The organism is Nocardiopsis flavescens (genome assembly GCF_900141985.1).
GTDB lineage: Bacteria > Actinomycetota > Actinomycetes > Streptosporangiales > Streptosporangiaceae > Nocardiopsis > Nocardiopsis flavescens.
Window position 1 is genome coordinate 109715 of the sequence record NZ_FQZK01000007.1, and the last position, 19577, is coordinate 129291.

The following is a 19577-nucleotide window of genomic DNA, read 5'->3' on the forward strand; positions in this document are numbered from 1 at the left end:
ACTCCCCCACCGCACCGCGGTGCCGGGAAGATTCGGGAGAAGTTTCCGCCTAATGCCGTGAACCGCTGGCACACTCCCTTACATCACAGTAAGGTAACGCAGCACAAGAGATTCATCCGACCTCCCGGTGCCTCCCCCTCGCGCGCCACGCGGCACCGACCCCCAGAAAAACCACGGCGACCGGATTCTTTCGATTACCCGGAGCCATGGGGGGAACACCCACAGTCCTGAGACGTCCACCGATCCCGGAGTCCACTCGTGGCCTCATCCATGACCAGACCGGAAACCGACCGTGCGCAGCCCGGGCCCGGCTCCCCCGCACCGGCGGAGCACGGCGCGGCGGCCGGGGCGGCCGCCAAGGCCCCGTACCGCGACGCCCGCCTGGACAACGCCAAGTTCCTCCTGATCGTCCTCGTCGTCGTCGGCCACGCGATCGAGCCGCTGCGCGACATCACGGCCGTCAGCGCCCTGTACTACTGGATCTACTTCTTCCACATGCCCGCGTTCATCATGATCAGCGGGTATCTGTCGAGGTCCTTCGACGGGTCGTCCAACCGGGTGGAGAAGCTGGTCCTGACCGTCGCGGTCCCGTACCTGATCTTCTGGACGATCCACCAGTCCATCTACACCGTCGAGCGCGGCGGGCTGGGCGACTCCCTGTCGCTCCTCAAGCCGACCTGGACCCTGTGGTTCCTCGTCGCGCTGTTCCTGTGGAGGCTGAGCGTCCCGGTGTGGAAGCGGCTGCGCGCGCCGGTCCTCATCGCCTTCGCCATCTCGCTGTTCGCCGCCACCACCAGCCTCAGCGACACGCTGTCGCTGGGCCGCGTGGTCAGCTTCCTGCCCTTCTTCGTGCTGGGCCTGAGCCTGCGCCGCGAGCACTTCGCGTGGCTGGACAAGCTGTGGGTGCGCCTGGTCTCGCTGGCCGTGCTGGGCACCACCGCTGTGCTGGCGGTGCCCATCTCCGACCGCCTCAGCCGCGACTGGCTGTTCTGGCGGGACAGCCTGACCGACCGGGACATCGACCCGCTGATCCCCAGCCTGGGCATCCGCCTGGCGTTCATGGGCCTGGCCCTGGCGATGACCTTCGCCTTCCTGGCCCTGACCCCCAAGCGGCGGACCTGGTTCACGTCCCTGGGGCTCTACACGCTGTACGTGTACCTGGGGCACTCGGTGGTGTTCATCCTCTTCAAGGCGTCGCCCTGGTACGACGTCATGGACACCCCGCTCGGCGCCGTCGCCACCGTCGCGGTGGCCCTGGCGACCACGCTGCTGCTGTGCTCCCCGTGGGTGCGGGCGGCGATGCGCTGGGCGGTGGAGCCGCAGATGTCCTGGTTCCTCAAGCGCGAGGAGCCCCCGGCGGCCGAGGGCGGCCCCGACGGGGGCGGCACCAGGGAGAAGACGGCAGCGGGGGTCTGACCCCCGGTCACGACACGAAGGCGAAGGGGCGGTGCGCGTTCGGCGCACCGCCCCTTCCGCTCCCCCGGCGGCTCAGCTGCCGCCGGCCGGGGCCCCCTGCGCGACGGCACCGGCGGCGATCAGCTCGCGGCGGCGCACCTCGAAGCGGCGGGTGTCCTTCCACAGCCTGCCCACGAGGACGACCTCGAAGAAGCCCAGGGCCAGTACGGAGAACACGGCGATCGGGATGATGAGGCTGTTCAGCGGGGTGAAGAGGGAGACCAGCACCGTGACCGGGGCGACCACGCACAGGAACATCTCGTACTCGATGCCGCTGAACAGGTGCGGCCGCACGCGGTGGGTCAGCAGGAAGTCGCGGACCCGGCCGTAGACGCCGCTCGGCGCGGGCGCGTCGGCCCGGGGCTCGGCCACCGAGTCGTCCTCGGGGCTGGCGTCGTCCAGGACCGCGGAGGCGGCGTCGGCGCGCAGTCGGTCGGTGTCGCCGGCCAGCTCGGCCAGGGTCCGGCGCATCCCGCGGCGGGTCTTGGCGATCTGGGAGCCGTTGAGGTAGCGCAGCAGGTCGAAGAAGACGATGACCGGGGCGGCGAGCAGGTAGACGGCGTGGCCGGTCACCATCCACTGGCCGACCAGCAGCGCCATGACACAGCCGAAGAACCGGATGCGGTCGAACACGAAGTCGACCCAGCTGCCGAAGACGGTCCCGGTGCCCTTGAGCCGGGCGATCTTGCCGTCCATGCAGTCCAGCACGAAGCTGAGGTGGAACAGCAGGGCGCCGGCCACCAGCCAGGCCCAGTCCGCGCCGGTCCCCGTCGCCGGCATGAGGAAGGACACGGCCGACAGCAGGCCGAGGACCCCCGCGCCCAGGGTCAGCTGGTTGGGGGTGATGTCGGTGCGGTTGGCGGTCCACACCACCAGTCGTCCGGCGAGCGGATCGACCAGGAAGACGGTCCACCAGGCGTCTTTCGCCTTGTAGGTCTCTTCCTTCACCTGTGCGAACGTGAAACGCGGCATGCGTGTGTCTCCAGGGAAGCGACAGCCTGCGCCCGCGCCCTGCGACATCGGTCTGCCGGGGCCGGGGGGAGGGGCCGTGTCAGCGGGAATCGAGTCATCATGGCAGATCGGGGGTCGTCCGAGCCAATCGGTGACGGCATACTTGACCGGTAAGAGGGGGATCAACAGGCGGCCGTGTGCGCTGGCACCGGATGGTCCACCCCCTTCGGTCTCGACCGAGGTAGGGGCATTGCGTTTTCTCCATGACCAGGCACCCCAGCAGGACCTGACGTACAGCGACGTCTTCATGGTCCCGAACCGCAGCGCCGTGGGCTCGCGGCTCAGCGTGGACCTGTCCTCCCAGGACGGCACCGGGACGACCGTTCCGCTCGTGGTGGCCAACATGACGGCGGTGGCCGGCCGCAGGATGGCCGAGACCGTGGCCCGGCGCGGAGGTGTCGCGGTCATCCCGCAGGACATCCCGCTGGACGTGGTCGCCGACGTCGTCTCCTGGACCAAGCGGCGCCACCTGGTGCACGACACCGCCATCACCCTGAACCCGGGCAGCACCGTGGGCGACGCCCTCAACCTGCTGCCCAAGCGGGCCCACAACGCCGTGATCGTCGTCGACGAGGAGCGCCGCCCGGTCGGCGTGGTCACCGACGCCGACTGCGCGGGGGTCGACCGGTTCTCCCAGCTGCGCGACGTCATGTCCACAGAGCTGGTGACCATCCCGGCCGACACCGACCCGGAGGCGGCGTTCGCGGTGCTGCACGACTCCCGGCACCGGCTGGCCCCGGTGGTGGACGGTCGGGGCTCCCTGGTGGGCGTGCTCACCCGGACCGGGGCGCTGCGCTCCACCCTGTACCGGCCGGCCGTGGACACGGCGGGCCGCCTGCGGGTGGCCGCGGCCGTGGGCATCAACGGCGACGTCGCGGGCCGGGCCGCCGAGCTGCTGGCCGCCGGGGTGGACACCCTGGTCATCGACACCGCGCACGGCCACCAGGAGAAGATGGTCACCGCGATCGGCAAGGTGCGGGGGCTGTCCCCGTCGGTGCCGATCGTGGCGGGCAACATCGTCACCGCCCAGGGCACCCGCGACCTCATCGAGGCGGGCGCCGACATCGTCAAGGTCGGTGTGGGGCCGGGTGCGATGTGCACCACGCGGATGATGACCGCGGTGGGCCGCCCCCAGTTCTCGGCGGTGCTGGAGTGCGCGCGGGCCGCGCGCGAGCTGGGCGGGCACGTGTGGGCGGACGGCGGTGTGCGCCATCCGCGCGACGTGGCCCTGGCGCTGGCCGCGGGCGCGTCCAACGTGATGATCGGGTCGTGGTTCGCGGGCACCTACGAGTCGCCCGGCGACGTCATGCGCGACGCCGAGGGCCGCCAGTACAAGGAGAGCTTCGGCATGGCCTCGGCGCGCGCGGTCCGGCTGCGCACCGCCGACGACTCGCCGTTCGAGCGGGCCCGCAAGGCGCTGTTCGAGGAGGGCATCTCCACCGGCCGCATGTACCTGGACCCCGAGCGCCCCGGCGTCGAGGACCTGATCGACCAGATCATCGCGGGTGTGCGCAGCTCCATGACCTACGCGGGCGCGAGCACGCTGGAGGAGTTCCACGAGCGCGCCGTGGTGGGCGTGCAGAGCTCCGCGGGCTACGCGGAAGGCCGTCCGGTGCCCGGCGGCTGGTGAGCCGCGCCCGTCGCCGGGCCGGTACGCGAACGCGGGAGGGGAGGCGTCGCAGCGCCTCCCCTCCGGTGCGTGCGCCGGCCCCGCCTCAGTCCCCGGCGGCGGTGCGGGCGGCCAGGACCTGCTTGCGGTGCTCTCCGCACAGCCGGTCGGCGTGGCGGACCGGCTCGGGAACGCGGTAGCGCGGGGACAGGCGCAGCACCAGCCCGGCGGCGCCCTCCAGGTCCACCCGGTGCCCGACGGAGACGTACACGGGCTTGACCCCGGCCCGGGTGCGCACGACCCGGCCGATCACCTCGGCGCCGTCGGCGGCCAGGGCGGCGGAGTCGGGAACGACCTCCGAGCGCCCGGCGACCATGGGGGTCCACTCCCCGCGCTCGCGCCCCGGGACCGCGTGCCTGCCGTACAGGACGGACTTGGCCGATCCGACGACCGGCAGGTCGAGCAGGACGCCCAGGTGGGAGGCGACCCCGAAGCGGCGCGGGTGGGCCAGGCCGAACCCGTCGCACAGGTAGACGTCGGGTGTGGTCTCCAGCCTCCCCAGCGCCTCCAGCACCGGGGGCAGCTCCCGGAACGAGAAGAGCCCCGAGATGTAGGGGAAGGACACCTCGGAGGCGATGGCGACCGACTCCACGACCTCCAGGGTGTCCGCGTCCAGCACCACGGCCGCCGCCGACAGGGCGGAGTCGTCCTTGGCGTAGCTGACGTCGAGCCCGGCGACCGTGCGCACCGCCGCCGCGTCGAGCGGCTCCTCGCGCACCCGCGAGGCCATGCGGCGCTGGAGGGCCACGGCCTCCCTGGGGTCGTCGGGCCAGTTCTCCGGGTCGTCCAGGATCCGGCCGACCCGCTCGGCGATGTCCGACACCCGATGCCTCCCCTTCTCCGACACGGCCCGCCCCCGGCGGGCCCTCCCACCCCATACAACAGCACCCGGGCGGCCGGGGACCCGCACGCGCGCTGTGCGCGGGGTCACGGCCGCGGGCCCGGGGAACCGCCGGCCGGGGCGGGTCGCGGGATCGGCCGCCCGGGCGCCGTGCCCGGGGCCGACGCCCGGGCGGGCGGCCTCGGGCGCGCGGGCACCCGCCCGCCGCGGCTCCGATCCGCTGCCGCCGATCCGGCGGTCCCTCGCGGGGAGGAGGGCGTGCGGCCGATGCGCGCCCCGAACCCCTGCCCGGGGCGCTGACCGGGGCCGGGAGACCGCGCCCGGGCCGGCCCGGGAGGCGTTCGGGGGCCGATCGGGGGCACAATGGTGCGGATGAGCCCGGACACCGGTCTCGCGGGGTCCGCGCTGTTCGGCGCGGCGGTGGCCGCGGCACCGGACCGGCGTACCCTCCAGCCGGAACGGCCGGTGGAGGAGATCCGCGCCGCCCTGCCCCTGACGGTCCACGGCTTCCCGGGGACGACCGCCTCCCCCGCAGACCCCTGAGAGGACGCCCGACATGGCCTCGCTGTACCCCCTGCTCCCCCTGCTGTCCGGCCTGGTCATCCTGGCGGTGGTCGCCCGGGACACCCGGCTCGAACTGCGCCTGATACGGCACGGGGTGCGCGCCAAGGGCCGTGTCATCGGCTACAACGAGACCTCGACCGCCTCGCGGATGATCGTGCAGTTCCGCACCGAGGACGGCCGCGAGGTGCACGCCGAGCACGAGAACACCGGGTGGACGGCCTCCCGGGCCGGTGAGATCGTCACCGTCTCCTACGACCCGGACAGCCCGGAGCTGGCCCGGATCGTGTCGGCGCCCTGGCTGTCGCACTGGGTCCGCGGCATGTTCGCCACCCTGGGCGCGATCCTGCTCGCCGCCGGGGTGCTCCTGGGCTACCTGGCCTGGGACTTCGACCTGGACATGCGGAGCTAGACCGGGGACAGGGGCTCGCGGGGCTCGGCGTAGCGGACCAGCCGGGAGGGCAGCGAGCCGTCGATGAGCGCCCGGGTGCGCACCCGGGTCCCGCAGAGCAGGTCGACCACGCCGACGCGGTCCGGCCGCACCAGCGCGGCGCTGGCGTGCACCAGCACGAGGGCGAGCGCGATCCACGCGTGTCCGAACACGATGAGCAGCACCGCGGGCGCGGTGAGCAGCGCGGTGCGCGCGAGCACCCGCGGCCGGGAGGCCGGGACGGGCCGGGAGGGCTCGGTCAGCGCGAGCCGGACGGCGGCGCGGCCGGGGGTGCACCGGTCCCGGCGCACCAGCGGCACGAACACCCCCAGGACGGCGGCGGCCCCCAGCAGCACGGCGGTGCGGGCCTGGCCCGCGGGGCCGGGGCCGACCACCCCGGCGGCGGTCAGCGCGGCGGTGAGGGTGCCCGCCCCGTACCACCACAGCCCCAGGTCGATTAGGGTTCCCAGGGCGCGGCGGGCGGGGTCGGGGGCGACCCGGTCGGGGACCGCGCCGGGCCAGCCCCGGGTGTCGCCCCACGGCCACAGCGGCACCAGGAGGCGGGCGAGCAGCCAGCCGGCCGCCGTCCCGGCGGTACCGAGAGCGACGAACAGCGGCGAGGCCTCGGCGTAGGAGCAGGGGTAGACGCCCAGCAGGCCGGTGCCGCGGACGGCGTCGGCGGCCAGGGCCAGGCCGGCCCCCAGGAGCAGGGTGACCAGCGGCCCCCGGCGGAAGCGGTCGCGGGCCAGCCAGCCGACCGGGAGGAGGACCGCGAAGGCCAGGACCGGTCCGTACCGGTCCCCAGGGCCCTGGCCCCCGCCGGGCGAGCACAGCCCGTCGACGGAGGCGGGCAGGGGCCAGACCGCGTAGGCCGCCAGCGCCAGCCCGGCCAGCAGCGCCGCCAGGCCCGCGCGGCCGGGGCGGCCGTGCAGCCGCCCGTAGCGCCGGTGCTGTCCGCGCAGGTAGAGCGCGGCGGCGAGGATGGCGATCAGCGGCACGGCGACGACGGCGACGTCCACGGCGCCCTGCCCGGTGCCCAGCGGTCGGATCACGCGTGCTGCCCTCCCTGCTCCCTGTTCAGGGCGCAACCGTAGTACGCCGGGCACCTCCCCGGGTGCCGAACTCCGCTTTGAGACGGTATGGTCACTCTCGAATCACGTCACACGGAGCACTCCTTGCACTTCACTCTGCAATATGTGACATTCGCGGTATTGGCTCCCAAGAGCCGCGAAACCCAGTAGTCCCCACCCACCCGGTGGACATTCGGCCCCTTCCTGGCAGACTGCCTCCACCACCCGGATATTTCGTCGTTTCTCCGTCGAGATACGATCCCCGACGCCGAAATGCCGCGTTAGTGGTTACCCTGCGGTAGGCCCCGCGTCGCACACCCCCGGTCGGACGCGGCCCGCAGGCCGGGCGGCCCCGCGCGGCCGGCGGCGCCCCCATCCGGGCGCACGCCGGGACCGCGCCCCCGATGCCGCACCCCGAGAAGACTTCCGATGCGGATCGACAGGAGAACCGTGCAGGCAGTACCCCCGAAACGCGGACGGACGATCGCGTCCCGCATCCGCGCAATGGTCACGATCCCCACGGCGGCGCTGCTCGCCCTGTGGCTGATCCTCACCCTGGTGTTGGCCTACGACGCCGGGCTGAAGCTGATCCGGGCCTCCGCGACCGACGAGATGGTCACCCCCGCCGCCGTCGGCCTGGTGGACGCCATGCGCGAGCGCGCGCGCACCATGGCGTTCATCGAGCACCCCGACGACCCCGGGCTGGCGGCCGACCTGGCCGGGGCGCGGGAGGCCACCGACGCCTCCCTCGGCGCGGTCATCGGCGACCTCATCGGGTTCGTCGACTTCGCGCCCGGCGAGTCCGGCCACCACATCACCATGCTCCACGAGGAGTACGGGCGGATCGACGAGATCCGCGCGGCCGTGGACGAGGGGTCCATCCCCCGCGGCGAGGCGCTGGAGTACTACAACGAGCTGGTCCTGCACGGTGCCGACACGTTCGACGGCCACGCCCGGACCGGCGTCGAGGCGGCGGCCGTCGACCCCGGCTTCAGCGCCGTGTACATGTTCCGCGCCGTCGACCTGTTCGCCCGCGCGGACGCCCAGCTCGCGCAGGCCTTCTCCAACGACGAGCTCACCTGGGAGGACCAGCTCGCCTTCGCCGAACTCGTCGGCTCCTACCGCCACCTGCTGGAGGCCAACGGCCCCTACCTCTCCGGGCCGGGCCAGCAGGAGCGCTACGAGGCGGTGCTCGCCGGCCCCGAGTTCGAGCGGCTCACCGAGATGGAGGCGCGGATCGTCGAGCGGCGCATCACGACCGAGACCGTCACGGACCCGGTCACCCTCGCCGTGACCGACGTCGAGGACCTCTCGATGCCGGTGAACGGGGACGACTGGGCCGCCGACCACGCCTACGTGCTGGGCGAGTTCACCGCCATCGGCGCCGACGAGGCGCAGTACGCCGCGGAGATCACCCGCGACCAGGCGAACCGGGCCGTGCTCGTCGCCGTCGGCGGGAGCCTGGGCGTCGCGGCCGTGTTCACCGTCGCCTTCCTGCTGGCCCGCCGCTCGTCCCGGTCGCTGACCGGCCGCCTGGTCCGCCTGCGCGACGACGCCAACGACCTCGCGGAGAAGCGGCTGCCCGAGCTCATGGACCGGCTCCACCGCGGGGAGCGGGTGGACACCGAGGCGATGCTGCCGCTCATGGCCGCCAGCGACGACGAGATCGGCGACGTGGCCGGGGCCTTCAACACCGCCCAGCGCGCCGCGGTCGACGAGGCGGTCCAGCAGGCGGAGCTGCGCCAGGGCATCAACCGCGTGTTCCTCAACATCGCCCACCGCAGCCAGACCCTGGTCCACCGCCAGTTGCGCCTGCTGGACAAGATGGAGCGCGAGCAGGAGGACCCCGAGCAGCTCGCCCAGCTGTTCAAGCTCGACCACCTGGCCACCCGCTCCCGCCGCAACGCCGAGAACCTGCTCATCCTCGGCGGCGAGGCCCCCGGGCGGACCTGGCACCGGCCGATGCCGCTCATCGACGTGCTGCGCGGCGCCATCTCCGAGTCCGGCGACTACACCCGGGTCAAGCGCGAGCGCATCGCCCGCGTGCACCTCAACGGCCCGGCCGTCGCCGACGTCATCCACCTGGTCGCGGAACTGGTCGACAACGCCTCCATGTTCTCGCCCCCGCACACCCAGGTGAGGCTGAGCAGCGAGGACGTGCCCAACGGTGTGACGATCGAGATCGAGGACCGCGGCCTGGGCATGTCCGAGGAGGAGCTGCGCTCCGCCAACACCCTGCTGGCCGACCCGCCCGAGTTCGACGTCATGCGCCTCAACGAGAAGATGCGCCTGGGCCTGTTCGTGGTCTCCCACCTGGCGCACCGGCACGGCATCAAGGTGCACCTGCGCACCTCGCCGTACGGCGGCGTGCAGGCGATCGTGCTGCTGCCGCACGAGATCATCACCGGCGAGCGCACCTCGCTCCCCGCCGCCCAGGAGCAGGACGGCGACATCTGGGAGGTGCGCGAGATCATCGACTACGCCCCCGGCGGCGCCCTGGAGTCGGGGGCCGCGCCGGCCCCGGTGCCGGGGGAGGACGGGCCCCCGCCCGCCCCGGCCCCGGGCGGGCCCGCGGAGGCCGGCGCCTCCCCGCCCGCCGACGGGACGGCGCCCGCGCACGTCCACGGCGCCGACGTCCTCGACGACGCCCGCCCGCCCCTGCCCACCCGCCGCCCCGCCGCCGACGCGGCCCCGGGGGCCGCGGACGCCGGGCCCGAGCGGGTCGAGGCGGGCGGCGGACGGCCCTCCCTGCCCAAGCGGCGCCCCCAGCAGAACCTGGCTCCGCAGCTCGCCGCCGACCCCGTGCCCGCACCGGGCGACGGGGCCTCCGGCGGAGCGCCGGCCCCCGGCGCGGGCGGCGCCGAGCGGCTGGCGCGCCTGCGCCGGAACATGACCGCGTTCCAGCAGGGGACGGACCGCGGCCGGCGCGAAGGCAGGCAGCAGACCCACGAGACCGACAAGGACGAGTGACAGTGACGAGTACTCCCGAACGCACCGGGCGCGAAGGCTCGGGCAAAAAGGACATCGACTGGCTGCTGGACGAGTTGCTGGAGCGCGCGGTGGGGTCCAGGCACGCCATCGTGCTCTCCGCGGACGGCCTCCTGATCGGCCGCTCCCGCGGGCTGGTCAAGGAGGACGCCGAGCACCTGTCCGCGGTCGCCTCCGCCTTCCAGAGCCTGGCCCGGGGCACCGGGCGGCACTTCGGCGGCGGCGACGTCCTCCAGACCGTGGTCGAGATGGAACGCGCGTACCTGTTCGTCACCGGGGCCGGGCGGGGCGCCTGCCTGGCGGTCCTGGCCGAGGAGAGCGCCGACGTGGGCCTCATCGCCTACGAGATGAACGTCCTGGTCGAGCAGGTGGGCCGCTACCTCGACGCCGCACCCCGCCATGAGGGAGCGACCGGAGAAGCCACGCGATAGGGGACGGCCATGCAAGCGCACGACGCATTCGGTCCGGGGGGCGCCCCCGGCGGACCGCCGGACCGCGACGCGGTCGGCGGGTACGGGGACGCGGCGCAGGACGGCCCGGACGGCGGGCCGCTGGTCCGCCCGTACGTGATCGCCCAGGGGCGCGACCACGCCGACACGGTCAAGCTGGACATGATCAGCGTGGTCATCGCGGCCAAGCGCGCCGAGGTGGACGAGATGTCCCTGGAGCCCGAGCAGCTGCGGATCCTGGAACTGTGCCGCCGCCCCCTGTCGGTCGCGGAGGTGTCCGCCCACCTGGACGTCCCGGTGGCCGTCGTGAAGGTCCTGATCAGCGACCTCCTCAACCGCGGGCTCGCCTTGGCCCGCGCTCCCTACACAGCGAAGAGCCCGGTCGGCCGGGACGTACTCCAGGCGGTTCTCGATGGCATCCAGCGACTCTGACTCCACCCGGGACACCGTCCCCTCCGCGTTGAAGATCCTCGTGGCCGGCGGCTTCGGGGCCGGCAAGACCACCCTCGTGGGCGCCGTGAGCGAGATCGCGCCGCTGCGCACCGAGGAGGTGATGACCGAGGCCAGCTACGGCGTGGACGACCTGTCCGGCGTGGAGTCCAAGACGACCACGACGGTGGCGCTGGACTTCGGTCGCATCACCATCAGCGACAGCCTGGTGCTCTACCTGTTCGGCACACCGGGCCAGGAGCGCTTCTGGTTCATGTGGGAGGAGCTGTCGGAGGGCGCGCTGGGGGCGATCGTCATCGCCGACACCCGCCGCCTGGAGACCTGCTTCGCCGCCGTGGACTTCTTCGAGCGCCGGGGGGTGCCGTTCGTCGTCGCGGTGAACTGCTTCGAGGGCGCCCACGAGTACGAGGCCGAGGAGGTGCGGGCGGCGCTGACCCTGGACCCGGCGATCCCCGTGGTCCTGTGCGACGCGCGCGTGCGCTCCTCCGCCAAGGAGGTCCTGCTCACCCTGGTCACCCGGGTCGCCGAGCGGATGGCCGCCTGACCCCCGCCCCGCACCGGGCCCCGGCGGGGCCCGGTGCGGGGCCGCCGGCACGGGGCCCCGGTCCGGGCGCGTTCGGGCGTCGACGCGGCGGCCCGGCCCCGGGAACCCTGTACACGAAGGCGTTCCGGGTAAAGTGCGCCCCGTGGCACGTCCCGGGCGTGCCCCGCCCCCGCAGACCGTGGACCCGTCACGGCGGGCCCGCACGAGGTGACTGGAGCTGACCCCCATGAAGCGGTTCGAGTGGCGCGACCGTATCCACTCCCTGGACGCCGAGGACGACTGCGAGGAGATCGTGCGCATCCTGGGGACCCACGAGTTCCCCTGGGACATCGAGCAGGCGCTCGGCCTCGCCCTGTACCGGACCTACGCGGTGCCGAGCGTCGGCGAGCTGCTGGCGCACACGCGCGAGTTCACCGAGCGCACCCAGCACCGCTACGACGACACCGCGCTCATCCTCAACGACATCATGGAGCACGGGTTCGGCCCCGGCCGGGGCCGCGACGCGCTGCGCCGGATGAACCAGATGCACCGCTCCTACGACATCTCCAACGACGACTACCGCTACGTGCTCAGCACCTTCGTCGTCATGCCGGTCCGCTGGCTCAACGACCACGGCTACGGCTGGCGCCGGCTCTCCGACCACGAGATCGCCGCGAGCACCAACTACTACCGCAGGCTCGGCCGGCACATGGGGATCAAGGACATCCCCGCGGACTACGCGGCGTTCCACGAGCTGTTCGACTCCTACGAGAAGGAGCACTTCGCCTACACCGAGGGCGGCCGGGCCGTCTCCGACGCCACCCTCGGGCTGATGGTGGACTTCTACCCGGCCTGGCAGCGGCCGCTGGTGCGCCCCTTCACGAAGGCGCTGCTGGACGACCGGCTCATCGCCGCGTTCCGCTACCCCGAGCCCTCCCGCGCCTGGCGCTCCCTCGCCGCGGGAGCGCTGCGCCTGCGGGCGCGGGCCGTCCGGTTCATGCCGCCGCGCACCGAGCCGCGCTGGGCCCGGCAGAGCCCCAACGTCCGCAGCTATCCGGACGGCTACGACCCCTCGCGCATCGGCACCTTCCCGCAGGGCTGCCCCGTCCCCCACGGCATGGGGACGGTGGAGGTACCCGCCACCGGGGCCCGCGTCCCGGCGCCCGGCCAGTCCGTGGCCCCCGGCGGGCCGTCCGCGGCGGGCCCGCGGGCCCCCGGCGCCGAGTGACCCCTCCCACCCCCCGAAGGAGCCGCGCATGAAGCGTTTCGCATTCCGCGACGAGATCCATCGCCTGGACCCCGAGGCCGACTGCGTGCGGATCATGCAGATCCTCAACGCCCACGAGTTCCCCTGGGACATGGGGCGGGCGCTGGGCATCGCCCTGTACCGGACCTACGCGGTCCCCGCCATCGGCGAGCTGCTGGGCGGGACCGGGGAGTTCACCGGACGGACCCAGAAGCGCTACGACGACACCGCGCTCATCCTCAACGGGATGATGCGGTACGGGTTCGGGCCCGGACCGGGCCGCGACGCGCTGCGCCGGATGAACCAGATGCACCGCTCCTACGACATCTCCAACGACGACTACCGCTACGTGCTCAGCACCTTCGTGGTCATGCCGGTCCGCTGGCTCAACGACCGCGGCTACGGCTGGCGCCGGCTCTCCGACCACGAGGTCTCGGCGGTCGTCCACTACTACCGCAGGCTGGGCCGGTACATGGGGATCAAGGACGTCCCCGAGACCTACGAGGGCTTCCGGGACCTCATGGACTCCTACGAGGAGGAGCACTTCGCCTACACCGAGGGCGGCCGGGCCGTCTCCGACGCCACCCTCGACCTCATGGTGACCTTCTACCCGCCCCGGGCGGCCCGGGCCGCCCGCCGGTTCTCCATGGCGATCCTCGACGAGTCGCTCATCGAGACGTTCCGCTACGACCCGCCGTCCCGGGCCTGGCGCAGGGCCGCCGACACCGCGCTGAAGCTCCGTGCCGGGGTCGTGCGGCGGATGAGGCCGCGCGAGGAGCCGCTCTGGGCCGAGGCGAACCCCAACATCCGCAGCTACCCCGACGGCCACGACCTGGGCCGGATCGGCACGTTCCCGGCGGGCTGCCCGGTCGCCCACGACGTGGACCCGGTCGCCCACGAGGAGCTGTACGGCCCCGGCGGCGCGGCCCCCGCCGGGGCGGCCGGCGCGCAGGACCCGGAGTCCGCCGAGGCCTCCGCGGACGGGCGCGCGTGACCCCCGCCCCCGGGACCGCCGCGCCGGACGCGGCCCCGGGGCCCCTGCCCCGCTCCGTCCACGCCTGGTACGGCAGCGGGGCGGTGGCCACCGGTGTCTTCAACACGGTCCCCGGCCTGCTGCTGCTCATCTACCTCACCGACACCCTGGCGGTGAGCCCGGCGGTCGCCGGGCTGGTCGTGCTGGCGCCCAAGCTGGTCGACCTGGTGGTCAGCCCCTACATCGGGGTCTGGTCGGACCGGACGCGCTCCTCCTGGGGGCCGCGGCGGCCGTGGATGCTGGGCGGGGCGCTGACCCTGCCGGTTCTGTTCGCCGCGATGTTCGCCGGCCCGCCGCTCCAGGGGAACGGGGCCGCGGTGTACGTGGCCGCGGTGTTCGTCGCCGCGGCGCTGGCGTCGTCGGTCTTCCAGGTGCCGCACGCGGCGATGCCCGGGGAGGTCACCGCGGACTACCACGAGCGGTCGGCCTTCACCGCCTGGCGGACCGTGTTCGTGGGCCTGGCCCTGCTGGCGGGCGGGGCGCTCGCCCCGGTGCTGCGGTCCGTGCCCGCGGACGAGGTGACCGGCTACCGGCTGATGGGCGCGGTCATGGCGGCCGTGGTGCTGGTGTCCATGCTGGGCGCGGTGGCCGGCACCCGCCGCGCGCCGCGCACGGTGTTCCCGCACCGCACCGGGGGCATGGGCGCGCAGCTGCGGACGGCGCTGGGCCACCGGCACTTCCGGGTGCTCTTCCCCGCCAACCTGCTGATGGCCGCGGCCTCGGGAACAATGGTGGCGGGCGTGCCGTACGTGACCGCGAACGTCATGGGCGAGCCCGCCTACACGAGCGTCCTCATGGTGTGCGTGCTGGTCCCGCTGATGGCCGCCGCCCCGCTGTGGCGGCGGTTCTCGGTGCGGGTGGACAAGCGCCGGGCCGCCGCCTGCGCGGCCGTGGTGTTCTCGCTGGGCGGCCTGGGGCTGCTGTTCATCCCCTCGGGCGGCGTGCCGGCCGCGGTCGCCTCGGCGGTGCTGGTGGGGATCGGCCTGTCGGGGACGATGCTGCTGCCCTGGTCGATGCTGGCGGACTGCCTGGCCGCCACCGGGGACGGCCGGCGCCAGGGCGGCGTGCTGTCGGGGGTGTGGACGGCGGGCGAGGCGCTGGCCCAGTCGGTGGGCACCGGTCTGCTGTCGTTGTCGCTGGCACTCAGCGGCTACGCGGAGTCGGGGGCGGGCGAGGCCGTCCGGCAGAGCGAGGGGGCGCTGCGCGGCATGCTCGTGGGCAGCTCCCTGGTGCCGGCCGCCGTCATGCTGGCGTGCCTGGTGCCGCTGGCGTTCTACCGCCTCACCGAGGCGGAGGCGGCGCGGTGACCCGCGGGGCCCGCCGCGCGGCGGGCCCCGTCCCCCTCACGGGGCGAGGACCAGCGCCCCGCTCCCCCGGCCGGTGTCGAGGATCCGGTGGGCGCGGACGGCCTCGGCCAGGGGCAGGACCTCCCGCAGTCCCACCGCGTACTCCCCGCGCGTGTACAGGCCGACGGCGGCGGCCGGGCGCTCCGCCGAGCGGGCCGCCGAGCACTACGTGGCGCTCGTGCAGACCCCGGCGACCAACCGTGCGTTCTTCAACGCGCTCCCGCTGGAGGAGTCCGAGCGCCGGGAGATCGTCCGCTCCGGTGTGGACGCCTTCCTCCGCGTCTACGGCCCCCGGTAGCCCCGCGGAGGGAAGCCGGACGGGTCCTACCGTCCCAGGCGGCGCCAGAGCGGGCGGGGCATCAGCCGCATGCCCGCGAACACCGGGCCGAGCACGCGCGGCGCCCACACCGTGGTCGCCCCCGAGCGCAGCCCCGCCGAGACCGCTGCGGCCACCTGGGCCGGGGTGGCCGGGAACGGGGCCGGGTCCACGTGCGCCGACATCCGGGTGGGCACGTAGCCCGGGCGCACGACCAGCACCCGGGCCCCGCTGCCGTGCAGGGAATCGGCCAGGCCCTGGGCGAACCCGTCCAGCCCGGCCTTGGCCGACCCGTACACGAAGTTGAACCTGCGCACCCGGACGCCCGCCACCGACGACAGCACCACCAGCGCCCCGTGGCCCTGCTCCCGCAGCCGGGCGGCGACGGCCAGTCCCGCGGAGACGTGCCCCGTGTAGTTGACCGCCGCCGCCCGGGCCGCGGCCGCCGGATCGGCCTCGTAGCCGGCCTGGTCGCCGAGCACGCCGAACGCGTCCACCACCACGTCGAGGTCGCCCACCAGGGCCACCGCCTCCCGCACCGCGCCGGTGTGGGTGTCCGCGGCGGTCGCGTCGAACTCCAGGGAGTGCACCTTCGCCCCCAGCGCGGTCAGCGCTCCCGGCGGCTCGGCGACCCCGCCGCGGGCGGCCAGCACCACCTCGCGGGCGCCCTCGCGCACCAGCCGTTCGACGATGGCCAGTCCGATCTCGCTGCGGCCGCCGAGCAGCAGCACGGTCCGCACCGTTCCCACCGAGTCGCGCATGTGCCTTGGATGTCCTTCCGAACGACGAACGGGGTGTCAGAGCAGCCGCAGGCGGCGGGCCAGGTCGGAGACGAGCACCCCGTCGGGGTCGGCCCGTTCGCGGATCCCGCGCCAGGCGGGCAGGCCGGGGTACATGGCGTGGACCGTCTCCGCGTCGGCCCGGCCGTCCTTGGCCAGGTAGAGCCGGCCGCCCGCGGCGAGCAGGCGCTCGTCGAAACGGCGCAGCATCCGGCCCAGGCCGGGCAGGTCGGCGGGCAGGTCCACGGCCAGCGTCCACCCGGGGCGGGGGAACGACAGGTGGCCGCCGGTGCCCTCGCCCAGCCGCTTGAGCACGGTCAGGAACGACGGGGCGCCCGCCCGGGACAGCCCCTCCATGATCCCCGCCAAAGCGTCCTCGGCCCCGAGGGGCACCACGAACTGGTACTGGACCAGCCCGCGCGGACCGTACAGCCGGTTCCAGCCGCGGACGGCGTCCAGCGGGTGGAAGAACCCGGCGAGGGGCTGGGCCTGGCCGCGCCGCCGCCGCGGGGCGGCGTTGCGGTACACGGTGTTGAACGCCCCCACCGTCCAGGAGTTGAGCAGCCCCGGCGGCACCCGCGGCGGGGCGGCCGGCGCGCCGCCCGGCCGGTGGCGCAGCGGGTCGCGGCGCAGGGCGGGCGGCAGGTCGCGCGGGACCGCGTGCTCGGCCCGGGTGAGCACCCCGCGCCCCATCGCGCTCCCCCTGGCCAGCAGGTCCACCCAGCACACCGTGTACCGGTAGTCGGCGTCGGTGCGCGACATCAGGTCCAGGGTGGCGTCCAGGGACTCGGTGCGGTCGGTGTCGACCCGCATGTAGGAGGTCTCCACCGGCAGCACGGCCAGGGTCGCCTCGGTGATGACGCCGGTCAGGCCCATCCCGCCCAGGGTGGCCCGGAAGAGGTCGCCGTCCTCCCCCGGTGCCGAGGGTGTGAGCACCCGCGCCCGCCCGGCCGGCGTCGCCAGGGTCAGGGAGCGCACGTGCGCCCCCAGGGAGGAGTCGGCGTGGTGGTTCTTGCCGTGCACGTCGGCGGCGATCGCCCCGCCCACGGTGACCTGGCGCGTCCCGGGGGTGACCGGCACGAAGTGCCCGCGGGCGAGGAGGTGCGCGATGAGCCGGTCGAAGGAGACCCCGGCGGGGACCGTGACCTCGCCGCGGTCGGCGTCCAGCCGGATCGGGCCGGTCAGCCCGGTGCAGTCCAGGACGGTGCCCCCGGCCGCCTGCGCGGCGTCGCCGTAGGAGCGGCCCAGACCGCGGGCGAGCACCCCGCGCGGGCCCGCGTCCGCCAGGGCCCGCGCGACCTCGCCGGCGGTACGGGGCCGCACGACGCGGGCGGCGGTCGGCGCGGTGCGCCCCCACCCGGTGAGGAGCACGGGGCGCTCCGGCTGCGATGACACGACAGGGTCCCCCTTAGAGGTAGATGCCCAGCCCCACGAGGAGGGCGAGCGCGACGAGGACGACCTGCAGGGGGCGGTCGCGCAGCGCGATCTCCTCGGGCTCCTCGCCCACGCCCCGGTCCACCAGCAGGTTGTAGCGCAGGACGAACATGATGAAGGGAACGATACTGCCCACGTGGAACAGGTTCTGGGCACCGCCGTCCTGCTCCAGCGCCCACAGGCAGTAGGTGACGATCATCGCCGCCGACGCCATGGTGCGGGTCTGGGACAGGTAGGTGGGCGTGTAGACGGACAGGGTGGCCCGGACCGGCCCGTCCGCGTGCGCACCGTCCAGGGCGCGCAGCTCGGCCTCGCGCTTGCCGACCACGACCAGCAGCGCGGCCAGGGACACCACGATGATGAACCACGAGGTCAGCGGGACGCCGACGGCGACGCCCCCGGCGACCGCGCGCAGCACGTGGCAGCCCGCGACCGCGACCAGGTCGCAGATCGCGATGTCCTTGAGGAAGCGGGTGTAGGCGAGGGTGAGCAGGACGTACCCGGTCAGGACGCCGGTGAGCAGGGGCTCTCCCAGGGCGAGGGAGGCGGCGGGGGCCAGGGCGCACAGGGAGGCCCCCACGGCCACCGCCAGCGGCACCGGGACCAGGCCGGCGGCGACGGGCCGGTGGCGCTTGCGCTCGTGGGCGCGGTCGCCCTCCGCGTCGCGCACGTCGTTGAGCAGGTAGGTGCCGCTCGCCGCCGCGCAGAACAGGGCGAAGACCGCCGCGCACATCAGCAGGGCGCGCGGCTCGGTGAGCGCGCCGGCCGCCGCCGGGGCGGCCAGGACGAGCAGGTTCTTCAGCCACTGGCGGGGACGGCAGGCCCGCACCAGCGCGAAGGGGAGCGTGTCGCGCACGCGGCGGTCGCCGGACGGGGTCCCCCCGGTCCCGGTCCCCGGCGCCACCGGCGTCACGCCGCCGCCCTCCCGGTCGCGCGGGCGGCCCCGCCCCGCCGGCCGCGCGGGGGCCGGGGGCGGGGGCGTGCGGGTCCTTCAGTTGTGGTGCGCACGGGATCGGCCGGTGAGGTACAGGATGACGCCGATCGCGACGAAGCCGACTCCGACGATGAGGGCGGCGAGCGGGACCGTGGTGTGGATCAGCGGCAGCGTGGTGCGGCCCTCCTCGGAGTTCTCCAGGGCGGTCCGCACGGAGGCGTCGTCGAAGACCAGCTCGGCGTCGAGCAGGGTCAGGACCTCCTGGCCGTCCACGACGACGACGCGGCTCTGGTCCTCGCTCACCTTGATCGGGGAGCCGGTGGTCGGGTCGATCCAGTAGGTGCGGGTGATGGAGAAGACCTCGTCGCCGGTCACGTCGCCGTCGCCCTCCAGCCCGGCGACCGAGCGCGGCAGGGTGCGCTCGCCGATGACCTCGCCCTCGACGACCTGCTCGAAGCGGTAGACCTCGACGCCCTCGATCTCCTCGGCGCCCTTGAACTCCATCGTGACGGGTTCCTTGACCGTCGTCTCGAAGAACTCGTAGTCGCGCTGCTCGGTGAAGAAGGGGAACTTCCACGCCTGGCCGCTCTGGACGGTGGACTCCTCGTTCACCATCGCGTCGCAGCAGTCGACGGCCTCGCCGGTGACCCGGTCGTGGCCGGCGCGGCGGCTGGTGGAGCTGATGCCGAAGTCGGTGTCGGCGTCCCTCAGCCAGGTGAACTGGTCCCAGACCACGATCTCGTCGGTACTGGAGGCCACGTCGGCCCGGATGGTCACGCTGGCCTCCAGCGTGGCGTCCTCGACGAGTTCGACGTCCTCGATGTTGAAGTAGGTCGCACCCTCCGCGACGTTGGTGTACTCGACGTAGTAGGTCAGGGGGGTCTTCATCAGGGAGCTGGACACCCATGTGCGCATGAGGGGTGCGACGGCGAGGAAGAAGACTCCAAACCCGATGAGAACGACCGCTGTGGCACGGCGCATGAGCCCTCCTGGGCGAGGTGAGTCCGGATCTGGAACGGGCTTCAGTGGAACTAGCTTCAGT

At 74.0% G+C, this 19577-nt stretch carries 19 protein-coding genes; 12 read left to right on the top strand and 7 right to left on the bottom strand.

Annotation, left to right across the window (positions count from 1 at the left end; translation table 11 throughout):
• Nucleotides 1-270: 270 nt before the first annotated feature.
• Entirely contained in the window at nucleotides 271-1416 is a 1146-nt protein-coding gene (locus tag BUE45_RS13940; RefSeq protein ID WP_073379746.1) for an acyltransferase family protein, read from the top strand.
• 72 nt (nucleotides 1417-1488) lie between these two features.
• Here BUE45_RS13940 and BUE45_RS13945 read toward each other — a convergent pair whose 3' ends face one another.
• Nucleotides 1489-2427, bottom strand: coding sequence for a CDP-alcohol phosphatidyltransferase family protein (locus BUE45_RS13945; protein WP_073379747.1), 939 nt, complete (start codon nucleotides 2425-2427; stop codon nucleotides 1489-1491).
• 229 nt (nucleotides 2428-2656) lie between these two features.
• Between BUE45_RS13945 and BUE45_RS13950 the strand changes: the two genes are divergently transcribed.
• On the top strand, nucleotides 2657-4096 hold the full coding sequence (locus BUE45_RS13950) for a GuaB1 family IMP dehydrogenase-related protein (RefSeq protein ID WP_073379748.1): 1440 nt from the start codon (nucleotides 2657-2659) through the stop codon (nucleotides 4094-4096).
• Nucleotides 4097-4181: 85 nt separating this feature from the next.
• Here the strand turns inward: BUE45_RS13950 and BUE45_RS13955 are convergent, their stop codons facing one another.
• A complete protein-coding gene (locus tag BUE45_RS13955) occupies nucleotides 4182-4958 on the bottom strand; it encodes an endonuclease V (RefSeq protein ID WP_073379749.1) in 777 nt (258 codons plus the stop codon).
• 390 nt (nucleotides 4959-5348) lie between these two features.
• Between BUE45_RS13955 and BUE45_RS13960 the strand changes: the two genes are divergently transcribed.
• Both BUE45_RS13960 and BUE45_RS13965 read left to right on the top strand, forming a co-directional pair.
• Nucleotides 5349-5519, top strand: coding sequence for a hypothetical protein (locus tag BUE45_RS13960; protein WP_378663970.1), 171 nt, complete (start codon nucleotides 5349-5351; stop codon nucleotides 5517-5519).
• 13 nt (nucleotides 5520-5532) lie between these two features.
• On the top strand, nucleotides 5533-5949 hold the full coding sequence (locus BUE45_RS13965; RefSeq protein WP_073379750.1) for a DUF3592 domain-containing protein: 417 nt from the start codon (nucleotides 5533-5535) through the stop codon (nucleotides 5947-5949).
• Here the strand turns inward: BUE45_RS13965 and BUE45_RS13970 are convergent.
• The gene (locus BUE45_RS13970; RefSeq protein ID WP_073379751.1) at nucleotides 5946-7019 is read right to left on the bottom strand and encodes an antibiotic resistance protein VanZ; all 1074 of its coding nucleotides are present in this window, start codon (nucleotides 7017-7019) and stop codon (nucleotides 5946-5948) included. The genes BUE45_RS13965 and BUE45_RS13970 overlap by 4 nt on opposite strands.
• A gap of 522 nt (nucleotides 7020-7541) precedes the next feature.
• Here BUE45_RS13970 and BUE45_RS13975 point away from each other — a divergent pair.
• From BUE45_RS13975 to BUE45_RS31840, 8 genes are all read left to right on the top strand, one after another.
• On the top strand, nucleotides 7542-10007 hold the full coding sequence (locus tag BUE45_RS13975) for a sensor histidine kinase (protein WP_084737226.1): 2466 nt from the start codon (nucleotides 7542-7544) through the stop codon (nucleotides 10005-10007).
• 2 nt (nucleotides 10008-10009) lie between these two features.
• A complete protein-coding gene (locus BUE45_RS13980; protein WP_073379753.1) occupies nucleotides 10010-10456 on the top strand; it encodes a roadblock/LC7 domain-containing protein in 447 nt (148 codons plus the stop codon).
• A 9-nt stretch (nucleotides 10457-10465) separates the two neighbouring features.
• On the top strand, nucleotides 10466-10906 hold the full coding sequence (locus BUE45_RS13985; protein ID WP_073379754.1) for a DUF742 domain-containing protein: 441 nt from the start codon (nucleotides 10466-10468) through the stop codon (nucleotides 10904-10906).
• The gene (locus tag BUE45_RS13990; protein ID WP_073379755.1) at nucleotides 10887-11468 is read left to right on the top strand and encodes a GTP-binding protein; all 582 of its coding nucleotides are present in this window, start codon (nucleotides 10887-10889) and stop codon (nucleotides 11466-11468) included. Before BUE45_RS13985 ends, BUE45_RS13990 begins: the two co-directional genes overlap by 20 nt.
• A gap of 226 nt (nucleotides 11469-11694) precedes the next feature.
• The gene (locus tag BUE45_RS13995) at nucleotides 11695-12675 is read left to right on the top strand and encodes an oxygenase MpaB family protein (RefSeq protein ID WP_073379756.1); all 981 of its coding nucleotides are present in this window, start codon (nucleotides 11695-11697) and stop codon (nucleotides 12673-12675) included.
• 28 nt (nucleotides 12676-12703) lie between these two features.
• A complete protein-coding gene (locus BUE45_RS14000) occupies nucleotides 12704-13687 on the top strand; it encodes an oxygenase MpaB family protein (protein WP_073379757.1) in 984 nt (327 codons plus the stop codon).
• On the top strand, nucleotides 13684-15033 hold the full coding sequence (locus BUE45_RS14005) for an MFS transporter (RefSeq protein ID WP_073379758.1): 1350 nt from the start codon (nucleotides 13684-13686) through the stop codon (nucleotides 15031-15033). Before BUE45_RS14000 ends, BUE45_RS14005 begins: the two co-directional genes overlap by 4 nt.
• A gap of 151 nt (nucleotides 15034-15184) precedes the next feature.
• Nucleotides 15185-15370 (top strand): TetR/AcrR family transcriptional regulator C-terminal domain-containing protein, encoded by a 186-nt coding sequence (locus BUE45_RS31840; RefSeq protein ID WP_245833154.1) that lies wholly within the window; start codon nucleotides 15185-15187, stop codon nucleotides 15368-15370.
• Nucleotides 15371-15396: 26 nt separating this feature from the next.
• Here the strand turns inward: BUE45_RS31840 and BUE45_RS14015 are convergent, their stop codons facing one another.
• The 4 genes from BUE45_RS14015 to BUE45_RS14030 all read right to left on the bottom strand — a co-directional run bounded on the left by BUE45_RS14015 (nucleotide 15397) and on the right by BUE45_RS14030 (nucleotide 19516).
• Nucleotides 15397-16149: a decaprenylphospho-beta-D-erythro-pentofuranosid-2-ulose 2-reductase gene (locus BUE45_RS14015; RefSeq protein ID WP_073379759.1), complete on the bottom strand. Its 753-nt coding sequence runs from the start codon at nucleotides 16147-16149 to the stop codon at nucleotides 15397-15399.
• A 36-nt stretch (nucleotides 16150-16185) separates the two neighbouring features.
• Complete coding sequence (locus BUE45_RS14020; protein ID WP_073379760.1) at nucleotides 16186-17562, bottom strand: FAD-binding protein; 1377 nt, start codon at nucleotides 17560-17562, stop codon at nucleotides 16186-16188.
• A 13-nt stretch (nucleotides 17563-17575) separates the two neighbouring features.
• Nucleotides 17576-18457, bottom strand: coding sequence for a decaprenyl-phosphate phosphoribosyltransferase (locus BUE45_RS14025; protein WP_073379875.1), 882 nt, complete (start codon nucleotides 18455-18457; stop codon nucleotides 17576-17578).
• 135 nt (nucleotides 18458-18592) lie between these two features.
• Entirely contained in the window at nucleotides 18593-19516 is a 924-nt protein-coding gene (locus tag BUE45_RS14030; RefSeq protein ID WP_073379761.1) for a cell envelope lipid trafficking protein PgfA, read from the bottom strand.
• Nucleotides 19517-19577 lie beyond the last annotated feature (61 nt).